The organism is Acetobacteraceae bacterium, assembly GCA_004843165.1.
Classification (GTDB): Bacteria; Pseudomonadota; Alphaproteobacteria; order Acetobacterales; family Acetobacteraceae.
Genome location: CP039459.1, coordinates 1,471,006 through 1,483,889, shown reverse-complemented (window position 1 = coordinate 1,483,889; position 12,884 = coordinate 1,471,006). Strand labels below are relative to the sequence as shown.

The 12,884-nt window shown below is 41.6% G+C and carries 8 protein-coding genes; 1 reads left to right on the top strand and 7 read right to left on the bottom strand.

Annotated features, from left to right (window positions below):
- Positions 1 to 42: 42 nt before the first annotated feature.
- From FAI41_07195 to FAI41_07170, 6 genes are all read right to left on the bottom strand, one after another.
- Complete coding sequence (locus tag FAI41_07195) at positions 43 to 1,029, bottom strand: hypothetical protein (GenBank protein ID QCE33382.1); 987 nt, start codon at positions 1,027 to 1,029, stop codon at positions 43 to 45.
- Between the two features lie 6 nt (positions 1,030 to 1,035).
- On the bottom strand, positions 1,036 to 4,119 hold the full coding sequence (locus FAI41_07190) for a glycosyltransferase (protein ID QCE33381.1): 3,084 nt from the start codon (positions 4,117 to 4,119) through the stop codon (positions 1,036 to 1,038).
- 46 nt (positions 4,120 to 4,165) lie between these two features.
- Entirely contained in the window at positions 4,166 to 7,567 is a 3,402-nt protein-coding gene (locus FAI41_07185) for a glycosyltransferase (protein QCE33380.1), read from the bottom strand.
- 173 nt (positions 7,568 to 7,740) lie between these two features.
- Complete coding sequence (locus tag FAI41_07180; protein ID QCE33819.1) at positions 7,741 to 8,709, bottom strand: Dyp-type peroxidase; 969 nt, start codon at positions 8,707 to 8,709, stop codon at positions 7,741 to 7,743.
- A gap of 204 nt (positions 8,710 to 8,913) precedes the next feature.
- The gene (locus FAI41_07175; GenBank protein QCE33379.1) at positions 8,914 to 10,635 is read right to left on the bottom strand and encodes a 30S ribosomal protein S1; all 1,722 of its coding nucleotides are present in this window, start codon (positions 10,633 to 10,635) and stop codon (positions 8,914 to 8,916) included.
- Between the two features lie 282 nt (positions 10,636 to 10,917).
- On the bottom strand, positions 10,918 to 11,550 hold the full coding sequence (locus tag FAI41_07170) for a (d)CMP kinase (protein ID QCE33378.1): 633 nt from the start codon (positions 11,548 to 11,550) through the stop codon (positions 10,918 to 10,920).
- Between the two features lie 195 nt (positions 11,551 to 11,745).
- Between FAI41_07170 and FAI41_07165 the strand changes: the two genes are divergently transcribed.
- Complete coding sequence (locus tag FAI41_07165) at positions 11,746 to 12,081, top strand: TIGR02300 family protein (GenBank protein QCE33377.1); 336 nt, start codon at positions 11,746 to 11,748, stop codon at positions 12,079 to 12,081.
- A 55-nt stretch (positions 12,082 to 12,136) separates the two neighbouring features.
- On the opposite strand, the gene FAI41_07160 is transcribed toward FAI41_07165, so the two are convergent.
- Positions 12,137 to 12,883, bottom strand: coding sequence for an SDR family oxidoreductase (locus FAI41_07160; protein QCE33376.1), 747 nt, complete (start codon positions 12,881 to 12,883; stop codon positions 12,137 to 12,139).
- Position 12,884 lies beyond the last annotated feature (1 nt).

Sequence of the window (12,884 nt, the reverse complement as noted above, 5' to 3'; positions counted from 1 at the left end):
CCCCCTCTCAAAAAAAGAGGGGGCTTCTAAAAACAATATTGCTTAAAAACTCAAAAGATTTTGTTCTTTAAGAGTCTTCAGAATCACCTCAATACGATGGCGATAAAGATGATTATCTATCGTTCTTTGCTGAGCCTTTCGTGCCATTGCCTGCCTTTTTTCAGGATCTCCTAAATAAATTTTGAGCAATTTTGCGAAATCATGGCGATTACTAAAAACGGGAATTTCATCCGCATCATAATAACGACGCATTTCATATGTTTCTTCATGAAAAAGCTGGAAAGCACCTGCTAAAGCAGTTTCAAAAGTTCGCGGCCCCGGTGTTGAAGGGGCGATCATAAAACGCTTATTTTCAAAATGTAGCGAACGTCCAAGATTCAAAACAATCTTTGCGTGACTATAAAGTTCAATCAACTGTGACTTTTCGATACGTGCATCAGAAAAGCCGGGGCCGAACTCTCCCCAACCTGGCCCAACAAAGCGGACTTTTACCTTTTGCAGTTCAGGCATTAAGGAACGTACAATTTCCTTACGGCAACTAAAGGCGACCCCACAGAAAAAGACATCAACATTTTTTTCAATCGAATCATCCATAGGGGCATAATGAAGCGTTGGCGAAGCCGCCAGAGGCAGATGAAAAACATTATCACGCTGATAAAAATGATGTCCCCAACGATCACAGGAAAAAATAACATCAAAATCATCGGCAATCTGATAATGCGCATCCTGCTCATAGGGATCTTCGGTTGCCCAAAAAGCCGTCACAGCACCACAAGCATGCGCAGCTCTTGAAACTTCTCCAAAATATGTACTTTCAGGTAAGTAAGATCCAATGGCGAAAACAAGATTTGGTTTCCAAGTAGAAATTGCAAAACCTGCTCCGGAGATGTCAACAGCAATGACCTGTCCCTCTCCCAAAACATCTTCGAACCCACTTTGGATCGCCTCACGCACCTGACGATTTGCTTGGCTTTCAAAATGTCCACCACAGCAAATCAAAACTTTGATCTTTGGCAATTCTTCACTCATAAATACTTACTCAATGTTTTTAAAGACGATTTCTAAGACTTCTGCTAAGGCTTTGCGAAATTTTTTAACATCACAATCTTGATAAACTGCTTTTAAACTATTTTCCCGTAGCTTCTCCCACAATATAGGATCACTATTAAGAGCTAAAGCTGATTTTGCAAATGCTTTACTTTCACCAACGGGCACACTCAGAAGTGTTTCGCCATTTTTCCACCCTAACTGACGTTCTAAAATATCCGTTGCAACAATCGGAAGGCCACGTGCGGCTGCTTCGTGCAGCTTATAAGGCAAACCACCTGCGTAACGTGTCGGCGCAATAAAAACACGATGCTGGTTAAAAAGAGCTTCAGGATCATCAACAGCGCCAACAAAATGTAAATTTTTTCGCCCACTTAAAGGCAAAAGATCAATATCTTCTCCAATAAAGCCTGCAATTGTAACACGGATCTCCTCTCCCCCATTCAGCATATCCAGTTCTGGCAAGATTTCCTGTGTCAGCCATAAAAGGGAATCATAATTTGGGGAATCCTGACTATGCAACGCCCCAAAAAAGAGAAGACCGTCCCTCTTTTGGAAATCTTCCCCTTTATTAAAAGAAGGCATTAAATGCCCAAGGACTTTGACAGGCGGCCAAGCCACTTCTTTTGCAAGAGACGCATCATCCTCATTCACACAGATTATTTCTGTGCAATCATGTGTAATCCTAAACTCATCCTCTAAAAGTGCCCGCAGCTTTTCATTCTTTAAATCTCTCACATCATGCGCGCTTTTTAAAGACTTCTCCAAAGAAGTCTCCTCAAGAAAATTCTTGGTAAGCGTGCGTGGTGCGGCAACAACTTCTGTATCTAAAATAACTGGCAAAGATGCCCAGCTTAAATTCAAGCGCTTGAAATATTGACGAACCCTTACCCAATTATGCGTTCTGCCAACCCAAATCAGATCATAAAGCTCTGTGCGCTCCTCTAAGAAATCCTTAAGATTTTCCAATCCCCACTCGGACATAATTTCAACATTATCTGGAAACTCACCTAAGAAACGCCAAGCAGGCTCCCTTGTTTTAAAAATAGGGAAGATCGTCACTTTCCAACCTAAATGCACCATTTCTTGAATAATATCGGCTGAGCGGCCATAGCCGGAGCCCAAGCGATGCAAAGGAACAACATCTTCGATAAAAAGGATTTGACGGCGTTCCTTCCCTTTTTTCCCAAAAAGGACTGGATCTCTGCCTTTTAAAGCATTTAAAACCGTTCTTTGAGGACGCTCTTTAAGCCAATCTTGATGCTTATGAATAAATTTTCGCAAATTTCGTTGGATCAACGTATGAGAATCCTCGGAACCTGATGTTCCAAACTCTAAATGTTCAACCAAACAGCTTGGCTCGTAAAGTACACGTGCCCCTGCCTTACGTAACCTGACACAAAGATCTGTATCTTCAAAATAAGCTGGAAGATAATCCTCATCAAAAAGAAATCCACCTAATTTTTCGACCCATTTTTTTGAAAGCAAGAGGAAAGCGGCAGACCCATAATCAATCTCTCTTTGAAAAAGCGCCTCTGATATGTTCGGATTATCTTCACGGCGATAACCATAAGCAGAACCATCCTGCCAAAGAATAGAGCCGGCCTCCTGCAAAATCATTGGTGGACGTACCAAACGTGCACAAACAGCGCCTATAGCAAAATCACTTTCCATAAGGGAAAGGCTTTTTTCAATAGCTTGGGGGAAAAGTCGAACATCATTGTTCAATAAAAGAATTTTAGATGCAGTTGCTAAAGAAAAGGCGTGATTACAAGCCCGTAAATAACCAATATTTTCTTCAAAATGCACAATCCTCACTCCTTTTAGAAGAAGAGAGATTTTTCTTACAAAATCTGAAGAGCCGCTATTTACAAGAATTACCTCGATGTTCCCTTGATAATTTTTCCGAAGAGAAAAGAGAGTCTGCAACGTTAAATCAATTTGATTATAGGCAACAATAATCACGCTTAAAATTGGCATTTCAAGACAAGAAAAATCAAGCTTACTCTCTGATTCAGAAGCCTTGAGAATCAAAGATTTTGAAACTTCTTTTGCACTTTCTCGAAAATAAATTTTCGTCTGCTTCTCTGAAAAAGGCGCACTAAAAAAACCACTTTCTGCCGCACAACCATTTTTTTCAGCAATAAAACGTTCAAAGCCTGAATCCCATGCACCACTTTGACATTGCGAACGGACAATCGGCAAAGCGCCATACGCTTTTAAATCTATTTCTGCTAAGGGAGAGCGCCCCTCTTTTGCGCCACAACGCAAAAAATGATCAAATCCATTGTGAAAATTACCACGTTCAATAAAAGGAATAATATCTGCATTGGCTTGGCGATAATATATCTCGTCAAAATAAGGCGAGGGATTTTCTTTACCTAAAGGAGCCAGTGAAAGATAACGATGAAGGGCATTTACAAATTTTCCTAAGGCGATTTCTGCGACCGCCTCTGGATAAGTTTCAAGATAAAAACGTGGATCGAAATACCAAGAAACACGGTATAAATCAGCGATTTTTGGTGGCAGACCTAACCAACCTTCTAAAAGGCCTTTCCCTTTAAAATAAGCAGGATATCGACGAGCAATGCGGCCGACAAGCTCCAGATCAAAAAAAGGGCTTGGCGCAAATCCTGCTTTCTCACCTTCTGCAAGATAATGCGCCCAGCCATTTTCAAAACCTAGAACTTTAAAATTCGTAACCCCTGCGGCAAAAACCTGTCGTGCGTATAAGGTTTCATCAAATAGCCAATGGGGAGAATTTTCCTGCCCTGCCTTTTCACAGTAAAATTGGAATCCAGAGACTATTTTATCTTCATTAACTGTCTTTAAAAAATCAGGATGAAGCGATCTAAACCAAATTTCATCAAAAAAAACATTGGGAGAATGCCCCCATTTTACGCCAACCTCTTGATAGAAGGATAAGAAATCCTTCTCGCCATAACCCTGTTCTGTCATAGCTTCTCGAAGACCACTATAGTACTGGCTATACCATTCAGGATCAAAAAAACGCCAAGGAGAAAGTTTCATTCCCTCAGAGGAAGGCGCAAAAAGCAATATTTTCTCTGCCATCAGATCCTCTCTCTTATCCGAATGAAATTTTTATCAAAAAATACTTTTAAGATGTCGCTATTTCAATATTTTCGACAAAAGCTGCCGGCAAAGTTTCCTGCGCCTTTGTTGCTGCCTTTTCAATTAAGCTCTCAATCTGATCTATACTTCCTGGAGATTTTTCAACTTTTTGTGCACGCCCCTCTTCAAAAGAGACTGCCAAATCCGTTGACACAAAAGCATAGCCATCCCCGATCAATGTCAACAAGACGAGTCGATAAGCACCATTAAGGGGTTTTTCACTTCCTTCACAGCCACGCCATCCTTTAATCATCCCTTCAAAACCGGAGCATAAAGGCGCCTCTGTATGAATCACCCGGACATCTCCACGAGGTGTTCTATTTAAGGCAAAGAAAAAAAGTTCCTCCCTTTCTTCACTAGCCAAAGCCGCAAAGAAATTGCCAGAACGATCTAAATCATTGAAACAAACCCACCCACGCAAGAAGAGTGCACCCGTATCAGCCTCATTATCTGAGGCGGTAATAATACTGAAATCATCAATAAAATAAGCCGGAGAAAGATCGCGGCGCAAATAATTCTGTTCTCCTGGCAGATGTCTTAAGCGAACCCCACGTGTAATCCCATCGCATGAAGAGATCCGCTCAAAAGCTTTCGAAATCTCCTGATTAGAAGCCGGCTTTTGAATGGCTGCTGAAATTTTTCCGCCTTTAACCATAATTTTAAAAGGGAAAAGCTGTAAGGAGGCACGTCCATTCACCACATTTACGGCAGCTAAACGATGTACCCCTTCGCACCATTTTCCTCTCAGTGCCCACTCTCCAGAAAATCCTGAACGGCGTGGTGCCTCTGCGAAGATTTTTGAAATATCGCTACGGACTTCCCGAACGGTTTCCACAAAAATTGGCATGTCCAAGTCATTATCTGGCAAAAGAACAATAAATAATTTCCCTGCAGAACCAACTGTTGGATTAAAAAACCATCCCCTCAAATGAAGACTGTCCGAAGGTTTAAAATATTCCAAACTTTTGATATCGGTCATCTGGTAGCAAATATCATCTAAATAACATTCTGCCCCTTGAATCCCCTGCCAATCCGTAATCGCTACAGGTAAATCAACCCCAATATCCCTTGTTACAGGCGGATCAAAAATATGACGTGGCGGTGCCTGATTGCGCCATGAAGCATGTGGCAGAAAATGCAATCTTCCCATATCCAAGGCTGTTTCTGCCGTCCCCATTTCAGAACGTGGCGCAACCTCTTGATAAAGTTTAAAAAGATCCCTGCTATATTCTGTATTATCAACCCAAAGATTGTCAGATAGAGCCTCAATCACTTTTTTTCTAAGCGCATCATTACTTCTTAAATATTCTAATTTTTGAAGCAAAACATCTGGCCGAGAAATTGGCACTTTAAAGCCTGTCACCCCTTCTTCAACCCGATCTGCCAGAGCACCAACATCACTCACAAAAGGGATAAGCCCATAACGCCATGCTTCGGAAAGGGAAATGCAATAGGTCTCGGGCCATATGGAAAGCGCAAACATCACATCCGCCCCCTTAAGCTCAGACATATTTCCCATATCGTAACGCCCAAGAATATGGAGGTTATCCTTTTTAAGCTCATTGAGAACAGACTGGTATTCAGGATGCACAAAACCTAAAATATAAAACTCGAAATGACGTGGATTTGCCATTTCAATCACAGAAAGAACAGAATCTGCCCCTTTTGAACGTAAAAAATTACCAAGAATGATAACTTTTAAGGGTTTTCCTTCAAGCGGTTTGAATTTTTTTGATGGCGGTAAAAAAGTGCCTTCAGGTGCTGGAACGCCATTCACCTTTAGAATTTTTTCCGCTGCCTTTGGATAGACATTTAAAAGAAGTTTTTTGGAGCTTTCCGTTCCAAATAAAAACGCATCAATATCATGAATCATGCGTGAAATAAAAGCACGACGTGTCTGCTCTCCACCCGGTGGAATCTTCTCCGAACGGTAGTGCATCATATCCATTGAGAGAACGGACATAAACTCTTCTTCGTTATGACGAATCTCTGGATTTAAAAGGTTATAACGTGCTGAAATCAGCCAATAATCATGCATACTAAAGACCACACCAGCGCCAGATGCTTTCGCAATCATTGGTAACGACAGGGCATGATGGCCAAGATGCTGAAAATGAACCACATCAATATTAAACTGAGAAATAATCCCTGAAAAAAGTTGCTCCTCTGTGCCATCACAGAGAACATCATCCCAAGGCGTAGCATCTGCAAGCTCAAAACACTCTACTTCGACCCCAGATGCATCCACTAAACGACAAGCACCATTGCGACGCAACCAATAGAAAAATTCAACTTCACGGCCTAAAAGTGAACAAAGTGTCTGCTGGTAAACCTCAACTCCACCCCAATCCGGCTCGTAAATGGTGGAATGGGTACAGAGCAGCACACGCAAACGCCGCCTGCGGATCAATGGCACAACGGCATGTTCTGGCCTTGCAGAAAAATCCGCCTTTGTAATATCGGCAATTTGTTGCAAACGATGTTCATAGAGATGGAATTTTTCTGCAGATTTTTGAGCCTTTCTGGCGATACGGGCTCTTTTGGAATTATTATCTAAAAGTTTACGAATTTCTTGGATCAAAGCTGTTGAATCATCGGCAATTTGTATGCCTTCAAGAACCTCCAAATATTCTCGATTCATACGTGGAACAGACTCTACAACCTGTGCTGCCCCAGCTAAAGCAAGTTCAAAAAAACGAGGTCCTGGAGCGGTAGCCTGCCCAACATCCCCACTGCTTGCATAATCACGGAACAACGTCACTGTCACAGCACTTGCATTAGCAAAATCAACAAAAGCCTCATGGCTAATGGGACGCTGAAGCGCAAGGGAAGCAATTTTTTCAGGCAGTGGCGGGAGATATGGATTGACGGGGCAAACAAGCTTTAGACGTGCATCCGGAAAAGCATCAATAATTTCTGTGAGCGTTTTGGTACGATTTGGCCACATCGTACCCGCAAAAAATATATCATAATCTAGCTCAGAGGCTGTACGAACAGCACGCGTATGCAGTTTTGTAGAAGCCGCTAAAGGGAGATAATGCCCTTTTGCACCGTAAAACGAAGCAGATTCTGGATCATTTGAGAAAATAAAATCAAATAATCCTGCATTTTCTAAATTCAGATCCTGCATAAAAGGATCTTCAAATGTCCATAAAATTAATGTCGAAAAAGCAGGTTTTACACGGCGCAGCAAGGCACGATCCAAACGCTGCCCATCCAGAACTAAAAGTGTCGAATGCTGGCCACTGGCCGCTATTTTTGCGAGCGTATGCGTATCCGCTAGAAGAATATTTTCTTTTCCAAAAGCTTCTTGCGCTGCCCAATTTATACCAAGTGTCAGGTACGCATTAGGATTATGTGTATCATTTGAATTATAAACAACAACCATAAAAAATTATTCGCCTAGAAGTCTAAAAAAGAAATGGACAGCCAAATATCACTGATAACAAAATAAATATTTTTATGGAATATAAATAAAAAATGCTCCCAAAGTAAGTGCTTTACACACTACTTCAAGAACATTTTTAACATTAAAATTTTTCTTTAAAGGAAAAAAAGCTTTTAAGCTTCAATCTGATCTAAAAAGCTTTGTGTTGGACAGAAAAATAGATTTCCTGACTTTGCAACGCTAAAATCTAAAATACGATCATAGTTCCCTTCTGGACGACCAATAAACATATTATGCAACATCTGGAGCGTCACTGCTGGTTGCGCCGCATAACCAATAAAGAAAGTTCCAAACTCTTTTTCACTGACATTTCCAAAAGGCATATTGTCACGCAAAATATCCATCTGCACGCCATCCACCTCAATCGTGTTCAAAGAATTATGTGCACAAGATGGTTTATCATCAAAAGAAAGTTTTTCTTCTTCAGGCAACTCAATATCTTCAAGCTTTGTCCGCCCGATAATCTTTTCCTGATGCTCTATTTTTAATTTATTCCAGCCTTCTAAATCATGAAGATATTTCTGCGTAATCACATAACTACCCCCATGGAAGTGAGAATCTTGCTCTTCATCAACAAGAACAGCGACTTTACGTTCTTTTTTAGAGGCGGGATTTTCTGTGCCATCAACAAAGCCCAAAAGATCACGGTCATCATGATAGCGGAAACCATGAATTTCATGCTCAACGGCTACGGAATCGCCCAGTTTATTCAAAATTTGGAGCGCAAAATCAAAACAAAAATCCTGACGTTCCGAACGAATATGGAACAATAAATCTCCCTTCGTCGCCGGCGCTGTATGTTTAGCCCCTTTGATTTCTTTAAATTCTTCCAGATGACGTGGACGAGGCGTTCCAAACAGATGGTCCCATGCCCGGCGACCAATACCTGTGACGCATGTAAGTTGCGCAGCTGGATCTCGGAAACCGATTGCACGTTCCAAAGAGGAAACCTCTCCAAGAAATTCTTTTACCTTTTTGAAATTTTCTTCACCTTCTTTAATGGTGACAATCAGAAAAATGGCTCTTTTTAGCGCAGGACCAATCACATTCTGAGATTGAATAGGTTGTTTTTTAGTTGGAATGATTTTTTCCACGATGAACGCCCTCACTTAATAAAGTTAAAATTAAAGAAGAAAAACACTTAGAAACCCTCAGTAGCATAGGCTTTCTAAAAAACAATCACCAGTAAATTTTTTGAAATACATTACGATTACGATGCAAAAAAGGGCACTAAATAAAGTGCCCTTTTTCTCAACTCAATGAATGAAGTTTTAAAAAATCTTCATTTAAGCTTCTGTTACTTCGTCATCACCCTGACGTTTACGAATTGCTGCTCCAAGGATGTCTCCAAGAGAAGCTCCCGTGTCAGAGGAACCATATTCATTGATGGCTTGACGGTCTTCTTCAACTTCACGGCCACGAATGGTCAAGTTTAGCTTACGTGAAGAGCGATCAATTCCAACGATTTTTGCATCCACTTTTTCACCAACGGCAAAACGGTCTGTGCGCTGATCATTTTTCTCACGGGCAAGTTCACCACGACGGATAAAGCCTGTCAAAGCATCATCAACTTTAACTTCGATACCATTTGTTTGAACAGCCGTCACAACACAAGTCTTAACGTCGCCAACATTGACATTCTCAAGAAGGCCAGCTGCTGGATCTTCTTCAAGTTGTTTGATGCCAAGACTAATACGTTCTTTTGCGACATCAACATCCAAGACTTTAACTTTAACGTTTTGGCCTTTTTCGTAAGTCGCCAACGCAGCTTCACCAGCAAGATCCCAAGAAAGATCTGACATGTGAACCATACCGTCAATATCTGCGGAAAGACCGACAAATAGACCGAATTCGGTGATGTTACGAATTTCACCTTCGAGTTCAGAACCGACTTTGTGTTCTTCTTCGAATTGTTCCCATGGGTTGCGATGTGTTTGTTTCAAGCCCAAAGAAATACGGCGTTTGACACTGTCCATGTCCAAGACCATGACCTCAACTTCTTGTGAAGTGGAAACCATTTTGGCTGGATGAACATTTTTCTTTGTCCAAGACATTTCGGAAACGTGAACAAGACCTTCAATCCCGGCTTCGAGCTCAACAAAGGCACCATAATCGGTAATGTTTGTAACACGGCCGTTAAAACGTCCACCGACAGGATATTTAACAGCAACATTTTCCCAAGGATCTGCTTCAAGCTGTTTCATACCCAAGCTAATACGCTGTGTATCAGAATTAAAGCGAATCACCTGAACACGAACCTGCTGACCAATTGTCAAAGCTTCGGATGGGTGGTTAATACGTTTCCAAGCAATATCGGTAACGTGCAATAGACCATCAACACCGCCGAGATCAACAAAGGCACCATAATCTGTAAGATTTTTGACGACGCCGTCCAAAATCATACCTTCTTTTAGGCCTTTAATAAGTTCAGAACGCTGCTCTGCTCTTGTTTCTTCAAGAACGGCTCTACGAGAAACAACAATATTGCCGCGGGCACGATCCATTTTAAGAATTTGGAAAGGCTGAGGCTGCCCCATAAGCGGACCAAGGTCTCTAACAGGACGGATATCAACTTGGCTGCCTGGCAAGAAGGCCATTGCGCCGCCGAGGTCAACGGTGAAGCCACCTTTAACACGACCGAAAATAGCGCCAGTGACACGCTGATTATTTGCAAACGCACGTTCTAGGGCTGTCCATGCTTCTTCACGGCGTGCTTTTTCACGGGAAAGAACAACGGCACCATCACGATCTTCGTAACGTTCGATGTAGAGCTCAACGAAATCACCTGCTTTAATTTCAGAATCGCCGAATTCACGAAGGGAAACACGTCCTTCACTTTTCAATCCGACATCAATCAAAGCGACATCATCAAGAATCCGGATAACCTTACCGGTAACAACGGAACCTTCGAAGCCTTCATCCGCACCAAGAGATTCGTCTAAAAGGGCTGCGAAATCTTCTTCGAAAGAAGCTGGGGCTTTTGCGTCAACCTCAGAAATTTTTGTCATTAATATAATTCCAATTATTTTTTAAAACGATCCAAAACTGTAAATTAAAAATCTACAAAAAACCGCTTATGACCTTGCGCTCAACATTGCCTTAAAAAAAGCGACGATGCTGACGACTACCCTATTCTCAGCAAAATAAGGGTAAAATAAACAATTACTATACAAACATTCTCCCAGACATTGAGAGTCAGTCCTGCAACCAGATTTGCTGAAACTGTGTGCAAACATAGTAGAAAGAATTTTTAGGAACACATTACTCAGCCGTTTCTGTCAAGATAAATTTTATGTAATCAGGCAAATTCTTTTCACATGTTCAAGCGCAATCTCCAGCATTTCAGTCACACTCAGGAAATTGCTCGAAATTTCAATCGCCTCTTTTGCCTTTGCTAAGGGAGCCGTTTTACGTTGAGAATCGCTTTGATCACGTTGCTCAATACGCTGTATTTCTTTTTCAAGCTCTAAGGCAGAAGGCTCACGGCCTTCTCTTTGCAAAAAACGTCGAAAGCCTCGAATAGACGAATCTGCCGTAATAAAAAATTTAACATCAGCATTCGGCAAAATAACGGTTCCAATATCACGCCCGTCCAAAATTCCGCCATTTTCTTCTACAAACGCCCTTTGATAGGCGACCAGCCCTTCACGCACCAAAGGATCTCTAGCGACCAAAGAGGCCGCTTCATCGACCTCGGCCGTTCGTAAATCCGAACGCTGAAACGCCTCTGCTGAAAGATGTGAGATATATTTCCGCCCCTCATTTTCTGGATTTGCCTCATGATCGAGCGTTAAACGTGCTACGGCACGATATAATAATCCTGTATCAAGATAAGGCAGTGCCAAAACCTCCGCTAATTTTTTAGCTAAAGTTCCCTTACCTGCGCCTGCAGGCCCATCAATTGCAATGATTGGACGCCTCATTTTTTTCCCTTCATAAAGATTTATTTCCTCTATAAAATTAACACATTGCGACATTGATTACATAAACTTATGGAAAGCTGACTTGACCCTATGCTCATCGGCTGGCATTTTCCATCCTACTCAAATTATATACAATCATTTTGAACTATATTTCTGTTCACCTGACTTCTCAGGTGATGTAAAGGGTTACGCTTTATGGCAGACGCTGAACTTGGTCACAAACATATCTGCACAGAGTGCAGTGCCCGTTTCTACGACTTTAATCGCACACCAATCACTTGTCCTTCTTGTGGAGCTGTTCAGCAAGAACCAGTTTCCCGTCTAAAACGTAAGACAGAAGAGCACTCGCTTTCAAAAGCAAAAGCTTTTACAGAAGCCGACACTGAATCCGATTCGGATGAAGAAGATCTTCTCACGGATGACCTTGAAGATGATGCGCTAGATGATGATCTTGACGATGATGACGATGATATCAGCCAAGATATCGATGTTGCCCCACGTTCTGCTAAACCCGAAGATATTGACGAATAATCTATTCTAAAATCTTTGAAAAAGGCTTGGTTTTTACCAAGTCTTTTTTTTGGCCTTATTTTAAATGCTGTCCACCATCTAAAGCCAAAATCTGCCCCGTGACAGAGCCAAGCGTGATAAAGCCCATCATTGCCTCTGCAATTTCTTCAGGCGTTGTTTTTAATTGTAAGGGCGTGTTTTTCCACATTCTGTTAAAATGTTCATCCGTTTGCTGTTTTGCTGGCAACACAGCGCCCGGGGCAATAGCATTAACCCGAATAGAAGGCGCAAGTGCCAAGGCCAGTGTCTGCGTTAATGTCCAGAGTGCGGATTTTGAAAGATTATAGCTGATAAAATCAAAACAGGGATTTAAAACAGACTGGTCTAAAAGATTTAAAATCAGTCCCTTTTTCCCTTTTGGCAATTGTTCTGAAAATTTCTGTATCAAAAAAAGCGGCGCACGGACATTGGGAGCAAAATGCTTTTCCAAACATGCGGGTGTAAGGGTCTCAATCGTATCTTTTTCAAAATAGGCCGCATTATTAATCAAAATGCCTAAGGGCCCAATTTTTTCATAAGCCGCCGTTATGAGCTGTTCTGCAATATTTTTTTGAGACAAATTCCCTTTAAGAAGACAAGCCTTTCCGCCATTACACATAATTTCTTCTAAAAGCATCTCTGCATCCAAAGAAGACTCATGATAATGAATCGCAACCGCATAACCTTCTTGAACAAGACGCTTTACCAAAGCACGCCCAATTCTTTTTGCGCCGCCTGTTACAAGTGCTGCCTTGGGAATTGCGTCTGTATTACGCTCTGTCATG

Coding starts and splice junctions, on each gene's coding strand:
- FAI41_07170 (QCE33378.1), bottom strand. CDS start 11,550: ATGAGGCGTCCAATCATTGCAATTGATGGGCCTGCAGGCGCAGGTAAG.
- FAI41_07175 (QCE33379.1), bottom strand. CDS start 10,635: ATGACAAAAATTTCTGAGGTTGACGCAAAAGCCCCAGCTTCTTTCGAA.
- FAI41_07185 (QCE33380.1), bottom strand. CDS start 7,567: ATGGTTGTTGTTTATAATTCAAATGATACACATAATCCTAATGCGTAC.
- FAI41_07160 (QCE33376.1), bottom strand. CDS start 12,883: ATGACAGAGCGTAATACAGACGCAATTCCCAAGGCAGCACTTGTAACA.
- FAI41_07190 (QCE33381.1), bottom strand. CDS start 4,119: ATGGCAGAGAAAATATTGCTTTTTGCGCCTTCCTCTGAGGGAATGAAA.
- FAI41_07165 (QCE33377.1), top strand. CDS start 11,746: ATGGCAGACGCTGAACTTGGTCACAAACATATCTGCACAGAGTGCAGT.
- FAI41_07195 (QCE33382.1), bottom strand. CDS start 1,029: ATGAGTGAAGAATTGCCAAAGATCAAAGTTTTGATTTGCTGTGGTGGA.